Origin of the sequence: Micromonospora sp. NPDC048063, from assembly GCF_043202855.1 — a bacterium.
Taxonomy (GTDB): domain Bacteria; phylum Actinomycetota; class Actinomycetes; order Mycobacteriales; family Micromonosporaceae; genus Micromonospora.
In genome coordinates this window covers 51,683-76,446 of record NZ_JBIDBG010000018.1, presented here as the reverse complement: position 1 = coordinate 76,446, position 24,764 = coordinate 51,683, and the positions used below count along the sequence as shown (strand labels likewise).

Here is a 24,764-nt window from a genome sequence, read left to right as displayed (position 1 = left end):
CCGCGTCAACGTCTGATCAGGTGCGGCACGGCGAGCAGGTCCTCGTCGGTGATGAGCCCTCGGTTCAGCGCGGAGTCCAGCACGCAGACCGCGGCGTAGCGGTCTTCCCGGAGGACCAGGTCGGCGACGGTCCGGAGCGGCGAGGTGGCGGCGATGCCGTCGACTCGGACCAGTTGACCTGGCGCGACCGTCAACTGGTGCACCACCACGTCGGGATGGGCCAGCCGGGCGGGCCTCGCGACCGGACCGGGCATCGACAGGTGGATCGCCCCCGTCGCCCGCGGCCCCGCGATGCCGTGCAATTCGGCGGCCGTTGTCAGGACGGCGGCGGCACACGCACCGAAGGATGCAACAGCCGCCCTGATCCGTGCCCGCCGCGGGATGCCGTCATAGCGGTCGGCATCGACGAGATAGCCGCCACGGATCACCGCACGCCAGCGACCGGACCGACAGAACGGGTGTACGTCGTGCACCGTGAACCCGGCCGCACGCGCCTGCGCCAGCGTCACGATGCCGTCGCGCGCGCCGGCCATCAACCGCACGACCGCCAGCGGATCCGCCCTCACACCGACCGACTGTCCCGCCCGCGGCCAATCGACGATACCCCTGTGGATAACCCGGGCCCGTCCTGTGGACAACCCCTCGCCCCGAGCCGTTGATCATGAAGTTGTTGCTCCGACACGCCGGCACCGAAGGCAACAACTTCATGATCAACGGGGCGGTCCCGGGGGGGTGGGGGGGTGGGGGTTAGGGGAGGAGGGGGTGGCGGAGGACGTTTTCCTCGCGGCCGGGGCCTACGCCGACCACGCTGACGCGGGTGCCGCAGAGTTCCTCGATGCGGGCGATGTAGCGGCGGGCGTTCTCCGGGAGTTCCGCCTCGGTCCTCGCCTCGGTGATGTCCTCCCACCAGCCGTCGAGCTCCTCGTAGATCGGAGTCGCGTGGTGGAAGTCGGTCTGGGTCATCGGCATGTCGTCGTAACGCTTGCCGTTGATCTCGTAACCGACGCAGATCGGCACCTTGGGCAGGCCGGTCAGCACGTCCAGCTTGGTGACCACCAGGTCGGTGACCCCGTTGAGGCGGCAGGCGTACCGGGCGACGACGGCGTCGAACCAGCCGCAGCGGCGCTCCCGGCCGGTGGTGGTGCCGTACTCGTGGCCGACCTTGCGCAGGTGCTGGCCGTTGTCGTCGAATAGTTCGGTCGGGAACGGCCCGGAGCCGACCCGGGTCGTGTACGCCTTGCTGACCGCGATCACCTTGCTGATCGCCGTCGGCGGGATGCCGGCGCCCACGCAGGCCCCGCCGGCCGTCGGGTTCGACGAGGTCACGAAGGGGTACGTGCCGTGGTCCATGTCGAGCATGGTGGCCTGGGCGCCCTCCAGCAGGACCGTCTCGCCGCGGTCCAGCGCGTCCCAGAGCATGACCCGGGTCTCGGCGATGTACGGCTTGAGCCGCTCCGCGTACTCCAGGTACTCCTCGATCGTCGCGTCGACGTCGATCGCCTTGCGGTTGTAGACCTTGAACAGGAGCTGGTTCTTCTCGCGCAGCGCCAGCTCCAGCTTCTTGCGCAGGATGCCCGGGTCGAGCAGGTCCTGCAGCCGGATCCCCATCCGGGCGACCTTGTCCCCGTACGCGGGGCCGATGCCCCGGCCGGTGGTGCCGATCCGGGAGCTGCCGAGGTAGCGCTCGACGACCCGGTCGAGGGCCCGGTGGTGCGGCATGATCAGGTGCGCGTCGCCGGAGATCCGCAGCCGGCTGACGTCCACGCCCCGCTCGGCGAGCCCGTCGATCTCGGCCAGCAGCACCTTCGGGTCGACCACCACGCCGTTGCCGATGACGATCATCGCGCTCGGTGACAGGGCACCCGACGGCATCAGGTGCAGCGCGTACTTCTGGCCGTCCGGGGTGATCACCGTGTGGCCGGCGTTGTTGCCGCCGGAGTAGCGCACGACGTAGTCGACCCGCTCACCCAGCAGGTCGGTAACCTTGCCCTTGCCCTCGTCGCCCCACTGGGCGCCGAGGAGCACGATCGCTGGCATCTTCTCGCCTCCAGAAGGCTCGGGTGCCAGGTGGCGACCGGTCAGCGAGCCCGGGGTGTCAGGCTAACAAGTAGTGACGACGCGGCCGGCAGGGGTCGCGTCGAGAGGCAGGAGGCCGTTTCCGTGTACGACGTGGTGCTGCTCACCCTCGGCTCGGAGCGCGACGCGCCCGGCGGGGCCTGCGGCAGCGGCGGTGCCTGCTGCGGCGGCGCGACGGCGCACGAGGGCGACGCCGGGGCGACGGCGGACGGAGCCGAGACCGGGGCCGACGCGACGGCAAACGGAGCCGAGACCGGGGCTGCGGCGCACGAGGCCGACGCCGACGCGACGGCGGACGGGGACGCGACGGCACGTGACGCGGCCGACGCCTGCGGGACCGGCGACCGGCACGGCGGGAAGGCCGGGGAACGCTGCGACACCCCCCGGGTGCCGGTGCTGGCCTGCGCGGACGCGCTCACCGCCCGGGGCGCCCGGGTGGAGACGGTCACCGCCCGCTCGGACGCCGAGATCGACGAGGTACTGGCCCGGTTCGACGGGCCGCCCCGCCCGGACGGCCTCACCTGGCCCGACCCGGACTCCAAGATCCGGCTGGTGGTCGCCGCCGCCAGCGACGCGCAGTTGCGCGCCGTCGTGCGCCGGCTCGTCCGGCGGTACGCCCCACCGCCCAGTCGCCGTCCCGACGACCTCCCCGGCAACCGCACGGTGCCGGACCTGCCGCCGATCGGCGTACTCCCGCTCGATCCGGCGCGGAGCACGAGCACGACGCACCGTGACCTGGCGGCGCAGCTCGGGCTGCCCCGCGACCCGGCGGCGGTGGCCGCCGCGGTGCTGGACGGCACGGCCCGCCGGCTCGACCTGCTGCGCAACGACGGCGGCTCGGTGACCCTGGACGGCGCGCTGATCGGCGCCGCCGACGACAGCGGCCGGCCGCTGCACTGGCGGGGGCGGGTCGAGGTGGACGACGCCGTCCTCTCCAACGGCGACGACCCGCTGCTGGCCTGCGCGATCGGCAACGCCGGCGGGTACGCCCGACTCGACGACGTGACACTGCTCGGCAATCCCGAACCGAACGACGGGCTGGTCGAGGTGGCGGTGGCGGTTCCCGTGGTCACCCGCTCGGCGTTCGGCAGGAAGCGGATGCGGCTGGAGGTGCGCCGCGCCCGTGGACGGGCCGTGTCCGTGCTGCCCCGCGAGGGCAAGGTCCCGTACCTCGACGACGGGGCCGAGGGCGAGCTGAGCCGGAAGCGGTCCTGGTGGACCGAGCCGGGCGCCTGGGCGGTCTGGACAAGCTGACCTCGGCGTCCCGCGACGGCCGACCATGGCTGGCCACTGGGCCTATCCTCGGCAGAAGGAATGGGGAGGAACCGTAGTGGACGAGAACGCCGACCGGGTCCACGTGCCCGGGCAGCCGCCGGTGCCGGAGCGGGACATCGAACCACTCTGGCCGCCCGACCAGATCGACGGCGCCGACGCCCCGCCGTGGGCGTCGGCCAGCTCACCGACGTCGCCCGTCCCGCCGCAGGGCCGGCCGGCCGCCCCGCCCTCGCCCGCCGACTACCCGTCCCTGACCGGCGGCCCGGCGACGACCGCGCCGCCGGCCGCGACGACCGGCTGGGCACCCCCGCCGGCCAGGGCCTCCGGCCGGGCGCCCGCCCCCTCGGGCCAGGGCTGGGCCCCGCCCACGCCCTTCACACGGCCCACCGCCCCGCCGGCACAGGGCGCTGTCGCCCCGCCCAGCGACCCGGCCGTCCCGCCGGGCACGGGCACAGCGGTCCCGCCCGGCACGGGCACGAGCGCCCCGGGCATCGCCGGAACCGGGCCGGCCGTCGGGGCGGATGGACAGGCGGCCGGGGGTGCCGGGGCCGGTGTGCCCGCTCCCCGGTCTCCCCAGCCCGCCCCCACCCGGGTCGACCTCGACACGCCCTTCAGCCTGGACCAGCCGGCCGCACCCGTCCCGGTGACGCGCCCGGCCGCGATTCCCCAGCCCTCAGCCACCGACCGGGCTGCCGCCAGCGAGCGGTCGCCGGAGGTCGCCGCCGACTCGGCAGCGACCGGTGCCGGCCCTGCGAAGAGCGGGGTTCCGGTCGCCGGCAGCGCCGGGAGCGGAGGCGGCGCACCGACGAGCGGCGCGGCGGCGAACAGCGGCGCGGCGAACGGCGGCGGGGCGCGCGGGTCGGCCGAGTCCCCGTGGGCGCAGCCGCCGCAACGGCCCGCACCGGCCGCCGTCGAACCTGCACTGGCGGCCGGAGCCGACGGGCCGGCACCCGTGACGAACCACCGTGCCGCCCAGCCGGTGCCCCCGACGTACCGCGGTGCCGCCAGAGCGGCGCCCCCGAGCGGGGGCGCGGCCGGTCACGGTGCGACCGGGCAGGGCGTGCCCCAGCCGGGCAGCCCTGGACATGGCGGGTCGGCCGAGCCGGCCGGGGACCTCGGGCCCGGTGCGGGGGCACCGCAGACCACACCGTCCGGCCCCTACCCACCGCAGGCGACCGTCCCGCACCCACCGCAGGCGACCGTCCCGCACCCACCGCAGACGGCCGTCCCGCCGCAGCAGGCCGCCCCGACGCCGCCCGGCCCGTACCCGCCCCAGCCCGGCTGGTATCCGCCGGCCTGGCCCCTTGGCACGCCGGGAGCCGCCGGCCCGGCACCGCAGCAGGCGTACCAGCCGGCCGAGGGGGTGACCGCGGTGCCGCCGACCCAGCCCGACCCGGGCTGGAACCCGGCGGTCGCCGCGCCGCCGACCGCCGAGGACTTCGCCCGCCGCCGCCAGGTCCGGCCCGCCGACCCGGTGGCCACGATGGGCGTACGGGCGGTGGCGAACCTGGTGGGGCTGCGGCTCCCGCCGGGGCGGCACGAGCAGGAGTTGCGGCGGGACATCGAGATGGTGCGCCGCAACTTCGGCGGGCTGCGTCAGGTGACGGTGGTTAACCCGAAGGGCGGCGCCGGCAAGACGGTGGCCATCCTGCTGTTGGCGATGACGTTCGGCCAGAAGCGCGGGGGCTACGTGCTGGCGTGGGACAACAACGAGACCCAGGGCACCCTGGGGATGCGCGCCCAGCAGGACTTCCACTCGCGTACGGTGCGGGACATGCTGCGCGACCTGGGCCAGTTCCAGGGCGCGCACGGGCGGGTGGGTGACCTGTCGCAGTACGTCCGGTCGCAGGGCGAGGGGATGTTCGACGTCCTCGCCTCGGACGAGTCGGCGACCGGGGGCGAGATGCTCACCGCCGCCGCGTTCGCCGAGATCCGCGAGGTGGTGAGCCGGTTCTACAAGCTGATCTTCGTGGACACCGGCAACAACGTGCGCGCCCAGAACTGGCAGGCCGCGATGGACGCCACCGACCAGCTCGTGGTCACCATGTCGGCCCGAAACGACTCGGCGGAGACGGCCGCCCGGATGCTGGACCACCTGGAGCAGAGCGGCCGGCAGCGGCTGGTCCGGCAGGCGGTCACCGTGGTCTCCATGCCGCCCTCGCGCAAGGAGATCGACCTGCCGGCGATCCAGGAACACTTCGCGGCCCGCACCCGGGCGGTGCTGCTCGCACCGTACGAGCGGCTCATCGACACCGGCGAGCCGATCCGGTACGCCGCTCTCTCCTCGGCGACGCGGGACGCCTGGCTGAAGATCGCCGCCTCCGTGGCGGAGGGGTTGTAGGGACCCCGGGACAGCCCGACGGCCGGCCCGCAGCGTGTCGGGCCGGCCGTCGGAGTGGCGTCAGTTGCTGGCCAGCGCGTCTGCGGCGGCCGGGTCGCAGTCCCGGAGGAACTGGGCGCAGCGGGCCGCCTCGTCGGCCTCGCCGATCGCGTCGGCGGCGCGGGACAGCACGTAGAGGCAGCGCAGGAAGCCCTGGTTCGGCTCGTGCGACCACGGCACCGGGCCGTGCCCCTTCCAGCCGTTGCGGCGCAGCTGGTCCAGCCCCCGGTGGTAGCCGGTGCGCGCGTAGGCGTACGCCGGGACGACCTGGCCCGCGGCGAGGGCCCGAGCCGCCAGCGCGCCCCAGCCGGCGCTGTAGGTCGGGAAGCGCGCCGCCACCTCGGCGTACGCCTCGTCGCTGCCGGCCTGCTCGGCGGCGGCCAGGGCGGCGTCGGCCTCGTCGTGCGCGGGGAGGAGGGTGGCCGGTGGTTCCGGCAACAGGTTCTGCATCGTCCCATTCAACCCGCTTCGCCCGTGGGTGCGCGAGGGGGTTGGGCGAGCTGGTTGCCTGAACGGCTGAGGAGTTGGTCACGCCTGCGGCCTATGCCACCGGCAGATGTTTTCCACTACAACTATTGGTCCGGAGCCTCCCCAGGACCGGGTTGTGCAGGAGCCCGGTGGCCGCGGTCGCCGGGCTCCTGTCCGTTCCGGGCAGACCCGGCGCGTTCCCCGACGAGCCGGGCGGCCCGGTGCCGCCGACGTCGCCACCGGCACCGCGCGCCGTCCGCACCCGCCCGGCCGCCGGCCCGGGTCTGCCGACCACCCGGCCACCCCCGCAGGTTTGGCCGGTTGCCGGGGCGGGGCAGGATGGCGAGGGTGCCGACCCCACCGCCCGCGGACGTCATCGAGCCGCACACCTGCACCGACGAGATCGAGACCCGCGCCGAGTTCGACCGGCGACTGGCCACGGGCAGCCTGGTCGGGCTGACCGTGCAGGGGCTGCGGCTCGACCTCGCACCCGTCCCCGACCTCACCGGGATCGAGGTGACCGGCACCCTGTTCGTCGGGTGCCGCTTCGCCTCCCGTGAGGTCGGCGCCGACCTGGTCCGGCGCGGCGCGAACGTCGTGCCGCCGTTCTCCGGGCTGCCCTACCCGACCCAGCCCTCGCACCTCTACACCCCGGACGACCTGGCCGCCGGCTTCGCCGAGGGCGGCTTCGCCGGGATGTACGACACCCGGGTGTACGAGCACTTCCGCGCGCACGGCGGGGCCCTGCCGGAGGTGAAGGAGGCGCTCGGCCAGCGGCTGCACGACCACGGCGTGGACAACGCGCTCGCCGACGCCACCCGCGCCTGGCTGGCCACCCACGGGCCGCAGTCGGTGGTCGGCATCATGGGCGGGCACGCGGTGCCGCGCGGCAGCGCGCCGTACCGGATGGCGGCCGTGCTGGGCTGGGAGCTGGCCCGGGCCGACCGGCTGGTGGTGACCGGCGGCGGGCCCGGGGTGATGGAGGCCGCCAACCTGGGCGCGTTCCTGGCGCTGCGGCCGGTCGAGGACCTGGACGCCGCGATCGACCTGCTCGCCGGGGCGCCGGACTTCACCGACCACGACCGCTACACGGCGGCGGCGCTGCTGGTCCGGGAGCGCTACGGCCAGCCGGTGTCGCCGCCCCGGCCCCGGGCCGCCGACCCCGCCAGCGTCTCCCGCGTCGACTCGGCCACGCTGGCCGGCGGCGACGTGGACTGGGCGCGCGCCGGCGGGCTGGCCATCCCGACCTGGCTCTACGGGCACGAGCCGGCGAACCTGTTCGCCGGCCGGATCGCGAAGTACTTCTCCAACGCCATCCGGGAGGACACCATCCTGCGGCTGGCCCGGGGCGGGATCGTCTTCGCGCCCGGCCGGGCCGGCACCGTGCAGGAGGTGTTCCAGGCGGCCACCAAGACCTACTACGGCACCGACGGGGCCAGCGGCGCGTACGTCTTCCTGGACCGCGCGTACTGGACGCGGGAACTGCCGGTGGAGTCGCTGCTGCGACCGCTGCTGGGCGCCTCGCCGTTCGGCGACCTGTCCGCCACCGTGCACCTCACCGACGACGTCCACGAGGCCGTCCGGGTGCTCACCGCGACGGCCTGACGGGCCGGACACGCCGACGGCCGGCTCCCGGTGGGGAGCCGGCCGCCGGCGGTACGCGTCAGCGCGTCACTTGGCGAGCGTGGTGCCGGTCGAGCGCAGGTGCTCGCAGGCCTCCGTGACGCGGGCGGCCATGCCGGCCTCGGCGGCCTTGCCCCAGACCCGCGGGTCGTACATCTTCTTGTTGCCGACCTCGCCGTCGACCTTGAGCACGCCGTCGTAGTTGCGGAACATGTGGTCCGCGACCGGGCGGGAGAAGGTGTACTGGGTGTCGGTGTCGATGTTCATCTTCACGACGCCGTAGTCGAGCGCCTCGCGGATCTCCGACAGCAGCGAGCCCGAGCCGCCGTGGAAGACCAGGCTGAGCGGCTTCTCCTTGCCGTACTTGGCGCCGACCGCCTCCTGGATCTGGTTGAGGATCTCCGGACGGAGCTTGACGTTGCCCGGCTTGTAGACGCCGTGCACGTTGCCGAAGGTCAGCGCCGCCATGTAGCGGCCCTTCTCGCCCAGGCCGAGCGCATCCACCATGGCCAGGCCGTCCTCGACCGTGGTGTAGAGCTTCTCGTTGATGGCGTTCTCGACGCCGTCCTCCTCGCCGCCGACCACGCCGACCTCGATCTCGAGGACGATCTTGCCCTTGGCGGCCTCGTCGAGGAGCTGCGCGGCGATCTCCAGGTTCTCCGCCACCGGCACGGCCGAGCCGTCCCACATGTGCGACTGGAACAGCGGCTCCTCGCCGCGCTTCACCCGCTCCTGCGAGATGCCCATCAGCGGGCGGACGAACTTGTCCAGCTTCTCCTGCGGGCAGTGGTCGGTGTGCAGGGCGATGTTGACCGGGTACTTCTTGGCCACCTCGTGCGCGTACGCGGCGAACGCCACCGCGCCGGTGACCATGTCCTTGATCGAAGGTCCGGAGAGGTATTCCGCGCCACCGGTCGAGACCTGGATGATGCCGTCGCTCTCCGCGTCGGCGAAGCCCTTGAGCGCCGCGTTCAGGGTCTGCGAGGACGTCACGTTGATCGCGGGGTACGCGTACCGGCCGGCCTTGGCGCGGTCCAGCATCTCCGCGTAGGTCTCGGGGGAAGCGATGGGCATGTCGAACGCTCCTTACTTACCGCTGTCGGCCGTCGCCGGCCGCTGTTGTCCTTGGGTGCGCCGGACCGCGCTGTCCACCGTCGGAAGTATCCCGTAGAAGAGGGGCGCCGGCACAACCGACCCGGTACGCGCCCGAAGGCCGGTCGCGACGCTCACCGCTCCCCCCACCTGTCGGGCACGACGACGCTGATCAGCCAGGTGGCCACGGCCATCACGATGGCGCCCCAGAACGCGGCCCAGAAGCCGTCCACCTGGAACGGCAGGTCCAGCGCCCGGGCGATCCGGTCGGTCAGCAGGAACAGCAGGGCGTTGACCACCAGCGCGAACAGGCCGAGGGTGAGCAGGTAGAAGACGCAGCCGAACACCTTGATCAGTGGCTTGAGCACGGCGTTGACCACGCCGAAGATCAACGCCACGACGACGAGCGTGAGCGCGTCGTCGGCGCCGGAGCGGCCGGTCACCTCGACGCCGGGCACGATCAGCGTGGTGATCCACAGCGCGACCGCGGTGATCGCCAGCCTGATCAGGAAGCCCACGGCATCATCCTGGCACCGGGGGCGGCGACCGGTGGGGCGATTCGGTCGACTCGGCTTCCGAGCGGCGGGCGGGCGCAGCCCGTACGGTGTGTGGGGTAACCGTCCGCCGAGATCCCGGGAGGGACCAATGGGTCAGCCCGACGAGGACTTCGCCCCCAGCGACCACCTCAGCCCCGAGGAGCGCGACATGGAGGCGGAACCGGCCGACGCGGTCGAGCAGGCCGCCGCGGTCGACCCCGGCGAGGCCGACGTGGAGCCGCACCGCGGCCTGGAGATCAACGACTGGGACGCCATGGAGCAGGCCCGGGTGGTCGCCCCCGACGAGGACGACTACCGCTGATCCGTCAGCGGGTGCGGTTGACCTGACCCGGATTCCGCGCCGCCCACTGCGCCAGCCGGTCCTCCCGCAACGCGGCAAGGAACGCCGGAGCCTCCTTCGGATCCGGTGGCAGCCGCCAGCCGAGGCCCTCCGGCGGCCCGACCGGGAGACTGAGCCCGACCGGGTCGACGGACTTCAGCTCCGGAAGCACCTTCAGCAGGTCCACCAGTGGCGAACCGGCGCCGCCCACGACCAGGTCCGCGCCGACGGTGTCGACCAGGGCGAAGAGCCTGACCGGACTGGTCAGCACCCCCTGCTCGCCGGCCCGACGGATCAGCCCGGCGGCGAAAAGCTGCGCGTGCCGGTCCCGGTCGAGCCCGCCCTCGGGCAGCCCCCGCCGCTGCCGCAGCAGGTCGACCGAGGCGGCGCCGTCGAGCCGCTGGCAGCCGGTCGGGAAGACCCGCTTCGTGTGGATGGAGCGCACCTCGCGCGGCAGGCAGACCTCCACGCCGCCGACCTCGTCGGTGAGCCGACGCAACACCGGGTAGGTGAGCACCGCGCCGGCGTCCACGCGTACGCCCGTCAGGTCGGTGACCACCCGGCGGGTCAGCTCGTAGCCGCGCCCCAGGTCGGGCCGGCCGTCGCCGGCACCGTGCCGGAAGGCGGCGTTGAGCTTGTCGGTCCCGTGACCGGGAATCGGCACCGCCAGGTCGCGAGGCAGCGAGATGAGGTACGGCCGGCTACGGTCCGCCGGAATGTGCACCAGCAGGACGGAGTCCGCCAGCCGGGCGGGCTCCTTCGCCGAGCCGTCCACGCCGAGCAGCAGGATGTTCAGCGCGCCCGCCGGTGCCGAGGCGGTGGGCTCGGCGAACAGGGTGGCGTCCTCGGCGACCCGGTCGGGCGTGAACGGTGGTAGCCCGATCCCCAGCACGCCGAGCAGGGCCAGCGCGGCACCGCCGGCCCGCAGCCGCAGCCGGCGACGGCGACGGGCAGCCGCGAGCCGGTCGATCGTGGACCGCAGCGGACCGACGGGCGGGGTCAGGGCCTCGTGCCGGGCAAAGGCGGCACGCAGGTCGTCCTCGATCATGAACAGGCCTCCACGTGTTCCGCCCGCAGCGTGGCCAGGGCGCGCGAGATGGACGAGCGGACGGTCCCGACGGCACAGCCGAGGATGTCGGCGATCTCCGCGTCGGGCAGATCCTCGTAGTAGCGCAGCACCAGGGTGGCCCGCTGCCGGCGCGGCAGCCCGGACAGCCAGGACCAGACCTGGTCCCGGTCCACGGCGTGCTGGGCGTGGTCGGCCGGCACCGGCACCGCGTCGTCGGGCTCGGCGCGCAGCAGCACCCGGCGCATCCAGGAGCCCCGCCGCCAGTCGACGTACTGGTTGGTCAGCATCCGGCGGACGTAGCGCTCGGGCGAGTCGGCCCGAGCCACCCGACGCCAGTTGAGCTGGACCCGGACCATGGTGTCCTGCACCAGGTCCTGCGCCTGGTGCGGGTCGCCGGTCAGCATGACCGCGTACCGCAGCAGCGCGGCCAGCCGCGAGTCGGCGAACTCCTCGTACGTCACTGCACCTCCCGGGCTCCTGCCCCAGATGACGGGTCCGGGCGGGCGGAACGTTGCGACGATCCTGGTCAGCCGTTCGGTCGATGTTTACCCCTCGGAGGCGGGCCAGGGCAGCGGCGCGCCTAAGGCTTCCTTAAGATCCGCTGGCCACTCCTGGCATTCCCACGGGAGGACCCCCCACATGCTCAAGCACTCCACCCGGCGCTGGCTGGCCGGGCTGGGCGTCGCAGGCGCGCTCGTCGCCGCCTCCGCCAGCCCCGCCGTCGCCGAAGAGCCCGGCGACGAGCTCCTCCTCTACGCCAACAACGCGCTGGTCGCGCCGGGCGGCGAGGCCAAGTCCGTCACCCTGTACGCGTTTGCCGAGACGCTGCCCGAGAAGCTGACCCTCACCATCGACCGCGGCGACGTCGACGGCTTCGCCACGGTTGTCCTCGGCGACCGGGTGTCGGGCTGCAAGGAGGCCGGCGCGGTCATCACCTGCGCCCTCGACGGCACCGAGATCACCGACTACCTGGTCAACCTGACCGTCACCGCCAAGGATTCCGCCGCACCCGGCGACAAGGGCGAGCTCGTCCTGAGCGTGGCGGCCAAGGGCATCCCCACCGCCACCGCGCGATCCACCATCGAGGTCGGCGAGGGCGTCGACCTGAAGACGGAACGCTCCCTGGAGTTCGCCGGCGACCCCGGCGCCACGGTCAAGGCGCCGCTCACGGTGGCCAACATCGGCGACCGACCCGCGCGCGGCACGGTGCTGCTCCTCGCCATGACCCCTGGTCTCACCCCGGCGCGGCGGCACTCGAACTGCTCCTACCTCTCGGAGTTCGGCAGCAACCTCGCCCAGTGCCACTTCGGCGAGGAGATTCCGCCGGGAGCCGCTCTCCAGCTCGACGACTCGTCCGCCCTGACGATCGCCTCCGACGCCTGGGCGCCGGGCCGGCAGTACGGCCAGGCGATCTGGTTCGCCAAGGGCGACTGGGAGGAGTTCATCGGCGACTTCTCCGGCGCCGACTGGGAGAAGGGCAGCGGAAGCGCGATGACGCTGGTGCCGGCACCGGCGTCGCGGGCCCGCGCGGTGAAGCAGACCGACAAGGACACGACGAACAACGTCGCCTGGATCGACGCCACCGTCACCGGTGACCAGCGGGCCGACGTCGCCGCCACCGGTGCCGAGGTCACCGGCGCAGCCGGCGGGACGGTCATCGCCAAGGTCGGCTTCGTCAACAACGGGCCCGCGGCGATCAACTCGTACAGCCCGGGCGAGCTCCTGACCGGCGCCCTGGTCACCGTTCCCGCCGGCGCCACCGTGGTGGACGCGCCCGAACAGTGCTCGCCGGGCACCGCCGAGGAGCCGACTGGCTGGTACGGCGAGCCGGGCGGCCGGGTCTACTTCTGCGAGTGGTTCGAGCTGCGCCGCAAGGGCGAGGCGGCCGTCTTCGAGTTCGGTCTGCGGATCGACAAGGTGGGCGGCGCGCCGGGTTCGGTGCGGCTGCTGCACTTCGGCCCGGGCGAGCCGGGGAAGGTCGTCGACCTGAACCCGAAGAACGACACCGCCGCGCTGGTCGTCAAGGGCGCGACCGGCGGCGAGGGCGGCGGCGGTGACGACCCCGAGCTGCCGATCACCGGCGACTCGGCCGGCTTGGTCGCCGGCATCGGCGGCCTGCTGCTCGTCGCCGGCGGCGGAGGTTACCTGGTGGCCAAGCGCCGCCGGACCCGCTTCGTCGCCTGATCCACCCGCACCACCGGTGCCCCGTCGACCCCCGGTCGGCGGGGCACCGCCGTCTCCACCTCGCTCCCGACACCACCCGGCACACGCGCCCACCCAGGATCCCCACCCCGGCAGCACGCGCCCTCGCCCCCCGAGCCACCCGCCGCCTCCCGACGACGCCGGCCACGAAGGGTTTCCGGGGGAGCCCCACCCGCGCAGGGATCAAGCCTGACCGCCCGGAGCGGGTGGGGCTCCCCCGGAAACCCACCCCGAGACAAGAGCAAAAACGGGACGACGCAAGATCGAAGACACTGACACCATGGGCGCGTGCTGCTCACCCTGACCACCACCCACCGCCCGGCGACCGACCTCGGTCACCTGCTGGTCAAGCACCCCGACCGCGCCCACTCCTTCGACGTGCCGGTCGGCACCGCGCACGTGTTCTACCCGGAGGCGGGCGAGCAGCGCTGCACCGCCGCCCTGCTGCTGGACGTGGACCCGCTGCGGCTGGCCGGCGCGCGGGGCAAGGGCCGCGGCCGGCAGCAGGCGGCGCCCCCGGAGGGCTTCACCCTCGGGCGGTACGTCAACGACCGGCCGTACGCCGCGTCCAGCCTGCTCTCCTCGGCGCTGTCCAAGGTGTACCGCTCCGCGCTGCGCGGCGAGTCCCGGGAGCGCCCCGAACTGGCCCGTACGCCGATCCCGCTGGAGGTGCGGGTGCCGGTGCTGCGCTGCCGTGGCGGCGCGGACGTGGCGGCCCGGATGTTCGGCCCGCTCGGCTGGGCGGTGACCGCGACCCCGATCCCGCTCGACGAGCGGCACCCGGAGTGGGGCGACAGCCGGTACGTCGACCTGACCCTGACCGGGACGCTGCGCGTCGCCGACGCGCTCAACCACCTCTACGTCCTGCTGCCGGTCCTGGACGACGCCAAGCACTACTGGGTGGCGCCCGACGAGGTGGACAAGCTGCTTCGGGCCGGCGAGGGCTGGCTGGCCGACCACCCGGAGCGGGGCATGATCACCCGCCGCTACCTGGCGCACCGGCGGGCGCTGGCCGGGCTGGCCCTCGCCCGCCTCGCCGAGCAGCGGTTGACCGACGAGCCGGCCGCCGCCGAGTCCGACACGGTGGACGAGCCCACCCTCCGCCAGCCGACGCTGGCGGCGCGACGGCGGGAGGCCGTCCTCGCGGCGCTGGTCGAGTCCGGCGCGAGCCGGGTGCTGGACCTGGGCTGCGGCGGGGGCGCCCTGCTCGCCGCGCTGGTCGGCGACCGCCGGTTCACCGAGATCGTCGGCACCGACGTGTCCCCGCACGCGCTGACCCTGGCCGCCCGGCGGCTGCGGCTGGACCGCCTGCCGGAGCGGCAGCGGGACCGGGTCCGGCTCTGGCAGTCCGCGCTGACCTACCGGGACGACCGGCTGCGCGGCTACGACGCGGCGGTGCTGATGGAGGTGATCGAGCACGTCGACCCGCCCCGACTGCCGGCGCTGGAGGACGCCGTCCTCGGCCACGCCCGGCCCGCCACCGTCGTGGTGACCACGCCCAACGTCGAGTACAACGTCCGCTACGAGGGCCTGCCCGCCGGGCGGTTCCGGCACGCCGACCACCGGTTCGAGTGGACCCGCGCGGAGTTCGCGGCGTGGGTCGACCGGGTGGCCGCGACCTACGGCTACTCGGCCGCGATCGGCGGGGTCGGCGACGACGATCCCGAGGTCGGCGCCCCCACCCAGCTCGCCGTGCTCACCCGCCAGGAGAACAGCCGATGACCACCCTCGACATCCCCGAGCTGGCCCTGGTCGCGCTGGTCGGCGTCTCCGGTTCCGGCAAGTCGACCTTCGCCCGCCGGCACTTCGCGCCCAGCCAGGTGCTCTCCTCCGACGCGTTCCGGGCGATGGTCGCCGACGACGAGAACGACCAGTCGGCCTCCGCCGACGCGTTCGACGCGCTGCACCACGTCGCCGCCACGCGGCTGCGGCGGGGCCGGCTCACCGTGGTCGACGCGACCAACCTCCAGCCGCACGCCCGGGCCGCCCTGGTGCGGGTGGCCCGCGAGCACGACGTGCTGCCGGTGGCCGTCGTGCTGGACGTGCCCGAGGCACTGGCCTGGGAGCGCACCGAGGGCCGCGCCGACCGCACCTTCGGCCGGCAGGTGCTCGCCCGGATGCAGCGTGACCTGCGCCGGTCGTACGGGCAACTGGCCCGGGAGGGCTTCCGGAAGGTGCACGTGCTGCGCGGCGTGGACGAGATCGACGCCGCCGAGATCCGCTACGAGAAGCTGTTCAACGACCGGCGGGAGCTGACCGGGCCGTTCGACGTCGTCGGTGACGTGCACGGCTGCCGCGCCGAGCTGGAGGCGCTGCTCACCCGGCTCGGCTGGGAGCTGCGCCGCGACGAGCACGGCCGGCCGGTCGACGCGACCCACCCGGCGGGGCGTACCGCCGTCTTCGTCGGTGACCTGGTGGACCGCGGCCCGGACTCCCCCGGCGTGCTCCGCCTGGTCATGGGCATGGTCGCCGCCGGGCACGCGATCTGCGTGCCCGGCAACCACGAGCAGAAGCTGCTGCGCCGGCTGCGCGGCCGGGACGTGCGGCTCACCCACGGTCTGGCCGAGACGATGGCCCAGCTGGCGGCGGAGCCGGACAGCTTCGTGGCCGAGGTGGCGGCCTTCGTCGACGGCCTGGTCAGCCACTACGTGCTGGACGGCGGCCGGCTGGTGGTCGCGCACGCCGGGCTGAAGGAGGCGTACCAGGGCCGCGCGTCGGGCCGGGTGCGGGCGTTCGCGCTGTTCGGCGAGACCACCGGCGAGACCGACGAGTACGGGCTGCCGGTGCGCTACCCGTGGGCGCGGGAGTACCGGGGCTCGGCGATGGTGGTCTACGGGCACACGCCCACCCCGGAGCCGGAGTGGGTGAACAACACCATCTGCATCGACACCGGCTGCGTCTTCGGCGGCCGACTCACCGCGCTGCGCTACCCGGAGAAGGAGCTGCTCTCGGTGCCGGCGGAGCGGGAGTGGTACGCCCCGGCCCGCCCGCTGACCGCCGCCCCGGCCCGACCCGACCAGGTGCTGGAGCTGACCGACGTGGCCGGCCGGCGGCACATCGAGCACGCGTACGGGTCGCTGACCGTGCCGGCGGAGAACGCCGCGGCGGCGCTGGAGGTGATGAGCCGGTTCGCGGTCGACCCGCGTTGGCTGGCCTGGCTGCCGCCGACGATGGCGCCCTGCTCGACGGCGACGGTGGGCGGCTTCCTGGAGCACCCGGCGCAGGCGTTCGCCGACTACCGCGCGGCGGGCGTGGACCGGGTGGTCTGCGAGGAGAAGCACATGGGCTCGCGGGCGGTGGTGCTGGTCTGCCGGGAGCCCGACGGCGGGCCGTTCGGCCCGGGCGGCGGGGTGGTGCACACGCGCACCGGCCGGCCGTTCTTCGGCGAGCCGCTCGACACCGGGCTGCTCGACCGGGTGCGCGGGGCAATCGGTGGGGCGGGGCTCTGGGCCGAGCTGGAGACCGACTGGCTGCTGCTGGACTGCGAGCTGCTGCCCTGGTCGGCGAAGGCGGGCGGGCTGATCCGCGAGCAGTACGCCGGGGTCGGTGCCGCCGGCCGGGCCGCGCTGCCCGCGGCGCTGGCCACGCTGGAGGCCGCCGCCGGTCGGGGCCTGCCCGTGGGCGACCTGCGCGACCGGATGGCCCGCCGACGCGACGAGATCGTGGCCTACTCGGACGCCTACCGGGCGTACGTGGGGCCGACCGACGGGCTGCGCGGGGTGACCCTGGCCCCGTTCGCGGTGCTCGCCGGCGCCAAGGCCAGCTACGCCGACCGGGACCACGGCTGGCACCTCGGGCTGGCCGACCGGCTCTGCGCGGCCGACCCGGAGTTCTTCACGCCGACCCGTCGACAGGTGGTCGACCTGGCCGATCCCGCCGCCGAGGCGGCAGCCACGGACTGGTGGCTGGAGCTGACCGCCGCCGGCGGCGAGGGCATGGTGGTCAAGCCGTACGCCGGTCCGGCCGCCCGCTCCGAGCGGGGCTCGCTGCTCCAGCCGGGGATCAAGTGCCGGGGCCGGGAGTACCTGCGGATCATCTACGGCCCCGGGTACGACGAGCCGGAGCAGCTCGCCGCGCTGCGCCGCCGGTCGCTGGGGCGCAAGCGGGGGCTGGCGCTGCGCGAGCACGGGCTGGGGCTGGCGGCGCTGGACGCGCTGGTCGCCGGTGCGCCGCTGTGGCGCCGGCACGAGCTGGTCTTCGCGATCCTGGCCTGCGAGTCCGAGCCGGTCGACCCCCGGCTGTAGGCGCGGTCCCCGCCGTCCCGGCCCCGGCCGGGACGGCGGGCGGGCGGACGTGGGTGTGACGTCGAGCACCGGCACGCCGGGGAGCCACCTAGACTACGGACGTTCCGTCCCCGACCGGCATCCATCGGAGGTCACCTCGTGCCGACGCCCACCACCACCCTGGCCCTGGGGCCGAGCTGGCTCGATCCAGAGGTGTTGATCTCGACGTTCGGGCTGATCGGCATCCTGGTCATCGTCTTCGCCGAGTCCGGCCTGCTGATCGGGTTCTTCCTGCCGGGCGACTCGCTGCTGTTCACGGCGGGTCTGCTCACCGCCGACGGGAAGTACATCACCTACCCGCTGTGGCTGGTCTGCCTGCTGATCACCCTCGCGGCGATCGCCGGCGACCAGGTCGGGTACGCGTTCGGCCGCAAGGTCGGCCCGGCGCTGTTCCGCCGGCCGAACTCGAAGCTGTTCAAGCAGGAGAACGTGCTGAAGGCGCACGACTTCTTCGAGAAGTACGGCGCGCGTTCCATCGTGCTGGCCCGCTTCGTGCCGATCGTGCGGACGTTCACGCCGATCGTGGCCGGGGTCAGCCGGATGAACTACCGCACCTTCGTCATCTACAACGTGATCGGCGGCGTCCTATGGGGCACGGGAGTGACCGTGCTCGGCTATTTCCTGGGCCAGATCCCGTTCGTCAAGACGAACATCGAGATGATCCTTATCGCCATCGTGGCGCTCTCGGTCGTCCCGATCGCCGTCGAGCTGCTGCGGGCGAGGATGGCCGCCAGGCGTGGCACCACCGCGCAGGAGCGGGCCGCCGCCGAGGAGGCGATCCGGGAGACCCGCGAGCACTACGGCAAGCACTGACCGGCGGGCCGTCCGGTGCCGTCCCCGGTGGGGGATGGCACCGGACGATCGCTACAGGTCAGCGAGCCTTCTTGGTGGCGCGCTTGCGCGGCGGGGTCAGCAGATCCGCGATCGTGGCGATCGCGGTCGGCACCAGCCGGTAGTAGGCCCAGACACCGCGCTTCTCCCGCTCCAGCAAGCCGGCCTCGGTGAGGATGCGCAGGTGGTGACTGACCGTCGGCTGCGAGAGGCCGAGCGGCGCGGTCAGGTCGCACACGCACGCCTCGCCCTCGGGCGCCGACTGGATCAGGCTGAGCAGCCGCAGTCGAGCGGGGTCGGCGAGGGCCTTGAGGACCCCGGCGAGACGCTCGGCATCGGCACGTTCGATCGGCTCGCCGGCAAGCGGCGAGATCTGAGGCATGGTCATTTCAGCCAACGCAGTTCCCACGTATTCCATCCTTCCACCAGCAGCATCGATCCGCCTGCATATCAGCAGATCCGAATCGGCAGACTTTTACGCCACAAGGCCGAGGTCAGCCAACGTATAGGCCGCCCGATAAGGCAGTCCGGCAGCTCTCACCGCGTCGCCGGCGCCTCGATCAACAATAACCGCCACACCCACGATCTCGGCCCCGACCTCACGAAGGGCCTCGACCGCGGTCAACACACTCCCCCCGGTGGTGGACGTGTCCTCCACCGCCAGCACCCGCCGGCCGGCCACGTCCGGTCCCTCGATCCGGCGCTGGAGCCCGTGCGCCTTGCCCGCCTTGCGGACCACGAACGCGTCCAGCGGATGATCAGTCGCGGACGCGGCGTGCAGCATGGACATCGCCACCGGATCGGCGCCCAGGGTCAGGCCGCCCACCGCGTCGTAGCCCCAGTCGGCGGTCAGCTCGCGCATCACCCGGCCCACCAACGGGGCGGCCTGGTGATGGAGCGTGACGCGACGCAGATCGACGTACCAGTCCGCCTCGCGCCCGGAGGAGAGCACCACCCGGCCGTGGACCACCGCCAGGTCGGTAATGAATTTACGCAGGTCGTCGTGGTCCCCCATGGGGGTAGAGGGTACTGCGCAAGTCTGGGAGCCGCGTGGCGGGTCCACCCGGATCAGCCGTGGGAGCGACCGATGGATGGCGATGGCCGGCTACGCTGAGCGACCGTTCAGCCGGTGGGGCGGGCGATCGACGCCGGCCGGCGGCGCGGCGCGGCGCCGCTGCGGCGGTCAGCCGCCGTCGCGGTCGATGCGGCCCCGGGTGTCGCGGGCCACCGCCTCCAGCAGCCGCCGGGGCGCGTGCCGCAGACCGGCGACGGCCAGCTTGTACTTCCACGCGGGGACGCTGACCAGCTTGCCTTTGCGCAGGTCACGCAGTGCCTCGTCGACCACGTCGTCGGCCCGCAGCCACATCCACTCCGGGGTCTTCGACATGTTGATGCCGGCCCGCTCGTGGAACTCCGTCCGCGTGTAGCCGGGGCAGAGCGCCATCACGCGGACGCCGAACGGCCGCGCGGACTGGCCGACGGACTCACTGAAGTTGGTGACCCACGCCTTGCTGGCCGAGTAGGTCGAGCCCGGCATGACCGCCCCGAAACCCGCCACGGAAGAGACATTTATCACTGCCCCGTGACGCCGCTCCGTCATCGGACGCAGGGCCGCGAGGGTCAGCCGCATCACCGCGTGCACGTTGAGCCGCAGCAGCCGCGCCTCGTCCTCGGCGGACGACCGCAGGAACGGGGTGTTCAGGCTGATGCCGGCGTTGTTGACCAGCAACTCGACCGGCGACCCCTCCGCCAGCCGCCGCTCCACGGCCGCGCAACCGTCGTCGGTGGACAGGTCGGCCGGGATCGTCTCGACCTCCCGGCCGTGCCGCGCGGTGAGCTCGGCCGCCGTGTCAGCCAGCCGGGCGGCATCCCGCGCCACGAGCACCAGGTGCCAGCCGTCCGACGCCAGCCGGCGGGCGAAGGCGGCGCCGATGCCGGCGGTCGCGCCGGTGATCAGGGCCCGCCGCCCGGTGGTCGGCTGGTCGAGCGTCACGGGCGATCCTCACTCGGCGGGTACGAGGGCGCGGGCGGTTGGTGCCACTGGTGCTGGGCGGGCGGCGGTGCGGGCTGTTGCGGGTCGGCGGGCGGTGCGGGCTGCGTCAGGGGCTGCTGCGAGGCGGGCGGTGCTGGTCGGCGGCGGAACCAGGCGTTCGCCGCCGGCAGGGCCAGCAGCGTTGCTACCACAAGGTAACCGAGCACCTGGCCGACGGAAAGCCCCGCGCCCAAGGGAATCCACCAGGAGGGGTGGGAGTCGTCGACGAGGCCCAGCAACTCCCCTGTCGCCCGGTCGTCCTCGCCGAGTCGCAGCGGGGCGGCGCGCTCACCGACCAGCACCGCCAGCGCGCAACAGCCGAGGATCAGGCCCAGGCCGGACACCACCCAGGTCGCGGTGCGCGCGCCGGAGCGGCCGGCCCGCAGGCCGAGGGCCAGACCGGCGAGGAGCAGCCCCGCCACCGTGCTCACCACCACGGTGAGCACGGTGGACACGCGCAGCAGGGTGACGATGCGGTCGACCTGGTCGGGGCCCGCCGAGGTGCTCCCGGCCGCGTCGCGGAACCGGTCCACGGTGCCCCCGAGGGTCGCCGCGCCGGCGACGGCGTACGCCAGGGCGGCGACCGCCATCAGCACCAGCGCCGCCACGGCCAGCGTGACCACGGCCGGGCGACGGGCCGGTGCCCGATCGGGGTACGACACGACGAGTCCCTCCGGTAGGCGTCGGGATGCAACCTACTCGGAGGGACCGTCGGCGTCGCTGTTATCGACCGGTCAACTCACTGGCGGCGGCGTCGGACCGGGGCGGTCCGAGCCGGGCTGCTCGCCACCCGGGGTCCCCCCCGGCTGACCCGGCTGCCCCTGGTGCCCGCCGTACGGAGAGGACGATGGCTGGCCGCCCGGAGCCGGGTAGCCGGGCTGGCCCGGTGCCGGCGGCTGGCCGGGTGCCTGCGGGTAGCCCGGCGTCTGCGGATAGCCCGGCGTCTGCGGGTAGCCAGGCTCGCCGGACGTCTGCGGGTGGCCCGGGTAGGCCGCGCCCGGGACCGGCGGCTCCCACGCCTGCTTCGGCTTGCGGAAGAACTCGTTGGCCTTCGGCAGCGCCAGCAGGATCAGCGCGGCGAGCAGCGAGAGCAGCCCGATCACGGCGACCAGCGTGGAGACCGGGTTGACCCAGCCGGGCAGCGCCTCCTCCAGGCGACGCTGAATCTCCTCGGGGCTCGGCCCGTTGCCGGTCGTCTGGCCGGTGCCGCCGAAGCCGCCGCCGGCCAGGCCGCTGGCCAGGCCGCCGCCCGTGCAGCAGACCATGATGCCGCCGACGATCCAGGTGGTGATCCGGGCCCCGTTGCTGCCCCGGTTGTTGAACACGCCCAGTACGGCGAGCACCACCGCGAGCAGGAGCAGGATGACGGCACTGACGATGGTGATGACCTTGGTGATGTCCGCCAGGTTCTGCACACCGTTGGCCTCGGTGCCCCGGTAGGCCTCGTCGAGCACCCTGGAGACGGTGCCGAGAGTGGACAGCGTGATGATGACGCCGATGAGCTGGGTGAGCGCGAACAGCCACAGCAGATACGTGGAAATGGTCACCACACCCGGCCGGGTGCGGGCCGGCGTGTTGTGGGGATCGACCATGATTCTCCCTCCCTAAGATCGCGGTCACACCGTATCGAGATCGGGCCAGTCGGGCACGACAGGCGGACACCGACCCGCCGTACGGCATCGACATACCCGCACACAGCGGGCCGCGACACGCACTAGTAGCCGCGCCACTCCGCCCGCGCGTACTCCAGCACCCGGGGCTGGAGCAGGGTGGAGGCCGGCACGTCCACGCGGCGGCGGTCGGCGGGGAAGGCCCCGGCGGCGGAGAGCGTCGCCGCGTCGAGGAAGCGCAGCGCCGGCGCGTCCGGCGGCAGGGCCAGGGCGGGCGCGGTCGCGCCGGGGGCGGCGAGCAGGAAGCCCCAGTCGCCGAAGGACGGCACGTCCACGTGGTACGGCGTGGTGGCGAAGCCCGCCTCGCGCAGCGACGCCTCGATCGACCAGTACGACCGGGGCGCGAAGTACGGCGAACCGGACTGCACGACCAGCCGGCCGCCCTCGGCGAGCACCGCGCGCACCAGCGCGTAGAACTCGACCGTGTAGAGCTTGGCGGTGGCCGTCTCGTCCGGGTCGGGCAGGTCGGCCACCACCGCGTCGAACCGGTCCGTGGCGGTACGCAGCCACGAGAACGCGTCGGCGTGCACCACCCGGACCCGGGGGTCGTCGAACGCCCCGCCGTTGAGCCGGCGCAGCTGCGGCTCGCTGCGGGCCAACGCCACCACCGCCGGGTCCAGGTCCACCACGGTGATCCGCCGGACGTCCGGATAGCGCAGCAGCTCGCGTACGGCGAGGCCGTCGCCGGCGCCGAGCACCAGCACCTCGCCGCGCGGGCCGTTCAGCACCGGGTGCACCAGCGCCTCGTGGTAGCGGTACTCGTCGACGGAGCTGAACTGGAGGTCTCCGTTGAGGAAGAGCCGCAGGTCGGTGCCGGCCCGCCCGGTCTCGGCGACCGAGCGGGTGAGCACGATCTCCTGGTAGCGGCTGCGCTCGGCGTGCACCACCGGGTCCCGGTAGAGCTGCTGGCGGGCGGTCAGCTCGAAGTCGTGCGCGGTCACCCACGCGTACCCGAGGCTGAGGAAGACCACGGCGGCGCCGGCACCGAGCGCGACGCGGGCCCGGCGGCTCAGCTCGCGCCGGAAGACCGTGCAGACCAGCGCAAGCCCGGCCACGGCGTTCACCGCGCCGACCACCAGCGCGCCCTTGAGCTGCCCGAAGACCGGCAGCAGCAGGAACGGGAAGGCCAGCCCGCCGAGCAGCGCACCGACGTAGTCGGCGGCGAACAGGTCCGCCACCGCGCTGCCGGCGGACTGCTCCCGGATGCGTTGCAGCAGCACCATCAGCAGCGGGATCTCCGCGCCGATCAGCAGGCCCAGCACGAACGCGGTACCGACCAGCGCCGGGCCGTAGAGGTCCAGCCACGCGAAGGCCGCGTAGAGGCCGAGGACGGAGAGACCGCCGAGCAGGGCCAGGGCCAGCTCGATCGCGGCGAACGCGGCGGCGGCGCGCGGCTGCAACGGCTTGGCGGCGAGCGCGCCGACGCCCATCGCGAACACCATCACGCCCAGCACGATCGACGCCTGCCCGACCGTGTCCCCGATCAGGTAGCTGCCCAGGGCGACCAGGGCCAGCTCGTAGACCAGGCCGCAGGCGGCGCAGACGAAGACCGCGACGAGCACCGCCGCGCGGGACAGCCGCCACCGCGCGGGCGCCGGCGCGTCGACGGTCACCGACCCTCCGGCGTACGCCGTGGATCCCGCTTGGCGGACTGCCGGGGAGCCGTGGTCGTCCGCCCGTCGGCCGTGCCCTTCTCGGCCTCCTCGCGGAGCTGGCGGCGGCGCTGCCACAGGCCGATGGCGACCAGCAGCCCGGTGAGCAGCAGCAGGCCGACCGCGGCCAGCAGGTAGCCCCAGCGGTCCCGCCACAGGTCGTTGCCGGCGTCCGACAGCGGCGCGGGGGTGGCCGCGTCGGCAGCCGGGGTGGCGGCCGGCTCCACCAGTCCCGCCTCGACGGCGAGCAGGGGCAGCGTCACGGCGGCCCGGGTGATCGCCCAACCCGGATCGTCGACGAAGACGTCCTCGGTCAGGCCGAACCGGGTCAGCCCGTCCTCGATGCGGAACAGCTGGCTGGTGGAGATGTCGGCGGAGCCCGTCACGTCGATCCGCGCGGAGTCGTTGCTCTCGCTGCTCTCCGAGGTGTAGGCGACCCGGGCGTCCACCTGCACCCATCGGGGGCAGGCCGGATTCTCCTCGACCGCGACCCCGTCGCCGAGGTTCGACCCGACGCTCAGCGGGTCGCCGTAGCTGAAGTAGTCCTGGAGCACCCAGCCGTAGCAGATGCCCTGGCTGTCGGCGGAGCGTTGGAGGATCGGCACGGTGTCACCGCGTTCCTGCGCGGTCGGCGACGGCACGTCGTCGTCTCCCGAACCGCTGTTGACCATCCCGGCCACCACGCAACCGAGGACGATCATGCCGCTGACCAGCCAGACGACCGCCGCCGCTTTCGGCGACGACTTCTTCGCGGCCGGCGCGGCGGGTGTCTTCGCGCCGGCCATCAGCTGATGGCGGCGGCGATGATCGCGCCGGTGGCCAGGTGGACGACGGCGGAGACCCAGACCGCCGGGTGCGGCTGCGGGTCGACCAGGATCTCCCCGAGCCTGCCCGGCGTGGCCACGTCGAGCAGCAGGAACGCCGCCGCCATGATGACCAGGCCGAGGATGCCGTACGCCGCCGCGCCGACGATGCCGAGCACGAAGTCGTCGGCGCTGGCGGCGATGGCCGCCACCACGATGATGCCGACGCCCGCCAGGTTGGAGGCGAGCAGCAGCGCGGCGTTGCGGTTGCGCTCGACCCAGATCAGCTCGTGGAGCTTTCCGGGGGTGGCCACGTCGACCAGGGCGTAGCCGACGGCCATCAGGACGACACCGACCACGCCGTAGGCGAGCGTGACCAGCAGATCGGTGACCAGCGTCTGCAAGGGGACTCCAGGGTTTCGTCGGGGTGAG

The 24,764-nt window shown here is 73.8% G+C and carries 23 protein-coding genes; 8 read left to right on the top strand and 15 right to left on the bottom strand.

Annotation, left to right across the window (positions count from 1 at the left end):
* Positions 1-5: 5 nt before the first annotated feature.
* Both ACGFZ2_RS29000 and ACGFZ2_RS28995 read right to left on the bottom strand, forming a co-directional pair.
* Entirely contained in the window at positions 6-542 is a 537-nt protein-coding gene (locus tag ACGFZ2_RS29000) for a hypothetical protein (RefSeq protein WP_393458987.1), read from the bottom strand.
* Between the two features lie 205 nt (positions 543-747).
* Positions 748-2,037: an adenylosuccinate synthase gene (locus ACGFZ2_RS28995; protein WP_357449811.1), complete on the bottom strand. Its 1,290-nt coding sequence runs from the start codon at positions 2,035-2,037 to the stop codon at positions 748-750.
* Positions 2,038-2,160: 123 nt separating this feature from the next.
* Here ACGFZ2_RS28995 and ACGFZ2_RS28990 point away from each other — a divergent pair, with 123 nt between their 5' ends.
* Entirely contained in the window at positions 2,161-3,330 is a 1,170-nt protein-coding gene (locus ACGFZ2_RS28990; RefSeq protein ID WP_393458984.1) for a hypothetical protein, read from the top strand.
* A gap of 25 nt (positions 3,331-3,355) precedes the next feature.
* Entirely contained in the window at positions 3,356-5,692 is a 2,337-nt protein-coding gene (locus ACGFZ2_RS28985; protein WP_393458981.1) for a chromosome partitioning protein, read from the top strand.
* A gap of 60 nt (positions 5,693-5,752) precedes the next feature.
* Here ACGFZ2_RS28985 and ACGFZ2_RS28980 read toward each other — a convergent pair whose 3' ends face one another.
* Positions 5,753-6,181, bottom strand: a complete 429-nt coding sequence (locus ACGFZ2_RS28980) for a DUF3151 domain-containing protein (RefSeq protein WP_350702186.1) — start codon at positions 6,179-6,181, stop codon at positions 5,753-5,755.
* 366 nt (positions 6,182-6,547) lie between these two features.
* On the opposite strand from ACGFZ2_RS28980, the gene ACGFZ2_RS28975 reads away from it, so the two are divergent.
* A complete protein-coding gene (locus ACGFZ2_RS28975) occupies positions 6,548-7,804 on the top strand; it encodes an LOG family protein (protein WP_393458978.1) in 1,257 nt (418 codons plus the stop codon).
* Positions 7,805-7,870: 66 nt separating this feature from the next.
* Here ACGFZ2_RS28975 and fbaA read toward each other — a convergent pair whose 3' ends face one another.
* Positions 7,871-8,896, bottom strand: a complete 1,026-nt coding sequence (gene fbaA / locus ACGFZ2_RS28970) for a class II fructose-bisphosphate aldolase (RefSeq protein WP_393259797.1) — start codon at positions 8,894-8,896, stop codon at positions 7,871-7,873.
* A 152-nt stretch (positions 8,897-9,048) separates the two neighbouring features.
* The gene (locus ACGFZ2_RS28965) at positions 9,049-9,432 is read right to left on the bottom strand and encodes a phage holin family protein (protein WP_393259794.1); all 384 of its coding nucleotides are present in this window, start codon (positions 9,430-9,432) and stop codon (positions 9,049-9,051) included.
* Positions 9,433-9,559: 127 nt separating this feature from the next.
* On the opposite strand from ACGFZ2_RS28965, the gene ACGFZ2_RS28960 reads away from it, so the two are divergent.
* Positions 9,560-9,772 carry a hypothetical protein gene (locus tag ACGFZ2_RS28960; protein ID WP_393458975.1) on the top strand — a complete coding sequence of 71 codons (213 nt, stop codon included), beginning with the start codon at positions 9,560-9,562 and terminating at the stop codon, positions 9,770-9,772.
* Positions 9,773-9,776: 4 nt separating this feature from the next.
* Here the strand turns inward: ACGFZ2_RS28960 and ACGFZ2_RS28955 are convergent, their stop codons facing one another.
* Both ACGFZ2_RS28955 and ACGFZ2_RS28950 read right to left on the bottom strand, forming a co-directional pair.
* Positions 9,777-10,838 carry an LCP family protein gene (locus ACGFZ2_RS28955; protein ID WP_393458972.1) on the bottom strand — a complete coding sequence of 354 codons (1,062 nt, stop codon included), beginning with the start codon at positions 10,836-10,838 and terminating at the stop codon, positions 9,777-9,779.
* Positions 10,835-11,320, bottom strand: a complete 486-nt coding sequence (locus ACGFZ2_RS28950) for a SigE family RNA polymerase sigma factor (protein ID WP_350702198.1) — start codon at positions 11,318-11,320, stop codon at positions 10,835-10,837. The genes ACGFZ2_RS28955 and ACGFZ2_RS28950 overlap by 4 nt, the downstream gene beginning before the upstream one ends.
* Positions 11,321-11,498: 178 nt before the next feature.
* Here ACGFZ2_RS28950 and ACGFZ2_RS28945 point away from each other — a divergent pair, with 178 nt between their 5' ends.
* The 4 genes from ACGFZ2_RS28945 to ACGFZ2_RS28930 all read left to right on the top strand — a co-directional run bounded on the left by ACGFZ2_RS28945 (position 11,499) and on the right by ACGFZ2_RS28930 (position 18,157).
* Positions 11,499-13,043, top strand: a complete 1,545-nt coding sequence (locus ACGFZ2_RS28945; RefSeq protein WP_393458969.1) for an LPXTG cell wall anchor domain-containing protein — start codon at positions 11,499-11,501, stop codon at positions 13,041-13,043.
* A 306-nt stretch (positions 13,044-13,349) separates the two neighbouring features.
* Positions 13,350-14,783 (top strand): 3' terminal RNA ribose 2'-O-methyltransferase Hen1, encoded by a 1,434-nt coding sequence (locus ACGFZ2_RS28940; protein WP_393458966.1) that lies wholly within the window; start codon positions 13,350-13,352, stop codon positions 14,781-14,783.
* The gene (locus ACGFZ2_RS28935) at positions 14,780-17,305 is read left to right on the top strand and encodes a polynucleotide kinase-phosphatase (RefSeq protein ID WP_393458963.1); all 2,526 of its coding nucleotides are present in this window, start codon (positions 14,780-14,782) and stop codon (positions 17,303-17,305) included. The genes ACGFZ2_RS28940 and ACGFZ2_RS28935 overlap by 4 nt, the downstream gene beginning before the upstream one ends.
* Positions 17,306-17,443: 138 nt before the next feature.
* Complete coding sequence (locus ACGFZ2_RS28930) at positions 17,444-18,157, top strand: DedA family protein (RefSeq protein WP_393259776.1); 714 nt, start codon at positions 17,444-17,446, stop codon at positions 18,155-18,157.
* Between the two features lie 58 nt (positions 18,158-18,215).
* On the opposite strand, the gene ACGFZ2_RS28925 is transcribed toward ACGFZ2_RS28930, so the two are convergent.
* The 8 genes from ACGFZ2_RS28925 to ACGFZ2_RS28890 form a co-directional block, all read right to left on the bottom strand.
* Positions 18,216-18,593: a helix-turn-helix transcriptional regulator gene (locus tag ACGFZ2_RS28925; protein WP_007073957.1), complete on the bottom strand. Its 378-nt coding sequence runs from the start codon at positions 18,591-18,593 to the stop codon at positions 18,216-18,218.
* Between the two features lie 57 nt (positions 18,594-18,650).
* Positions 18,651-19,190, bottom strand: a complete 540-nt coding sequence (locus ACGFZ2_RS28920) for an orotate phosphoribosyltransferase (RefSeq protein ID WP_393259773.1) — start codon at positions 19,188-19,190, stop codon at positions 18,651-18,653.
* 168 nt (positions 19,191-19,358) lie between these two features.
* Complete coding sequence (locus ACGFZ2_RS28915; protein ID WP_393458960.1) at positions 19,359-20,168, bottom strand: SDR family NAD(P)-dependent oxidoreductase; 810 nt, start codon at positions 20,166-20,168, stop codon at positions 19,359-19,361.
* Complete coding sequence (locus tag ACGFZ2_RS28910) at positions 20,165-20,869, bottom strand: hypothetical protein (RefSeq protein WP_393458956.1); 705 nt, start codon at positions 20,867-20,869, stop codon at positions 20,165-20,167. Before ACGFZ2_RS28910 ends, ACGFZ2_RS28915 begins: the two co-directional genes overlap by 4 nt.
* 72 nt (positions 20,870-20,941) lie before the next feature.
* Positions 20,942-21,799, bottom strand: coding sequence for a hypothetical protein (locus ACGFZ2_RS28905; protein WP_393458953.1), 858 nt, complete (start codon positions 21,797-21,799; stop codon positions 20,942-20,944).
* Between the two features lie 122 nt (positions 21,800-21,921).
* Complete coding sequence (locus ACGFZ2_RS28900; protein WP_393259762.1) at positions 21,922-23,490, bottom strand: polyamine aminopropyltransferase; 1,569 nt, start codon at positions 23,488-23,490, stop codon at positions 21,922-21,924.
* Entirely contained in the window at positions 23,487-24,314 is an 828-nt protein-coding gene (locus tag ACGFZ2_RS28895; RefSeq protein ID WP_393458950.1) for a hypothetical protein, read from the bottom strand. Before ACGFZ2_RS28895 ends, ACGFZ2_RS28900 begins: the two co-directional genes overlap by 4 nt.
* The gene (locus tag ACGFZ2_RS28890) at positions 24,314-24,736 is read right to left on the bottom strand and encodes a DUF350 domain-containing protein (RefSeq protein ID WP_350685610.1); all 423 of its coding nucleotides are present in this window, start codon (positions 24,734-24,736) and stop codon (positions 24,314-24,316) included. Before ACGFZ2_RS28890 ends, ACGFZ2_RS28895 begins: the two co-directional genes overlap by 1 nt.
* Between the last annotated feature and the right edge of the window lie 28 nt (positions 24,737-24,764).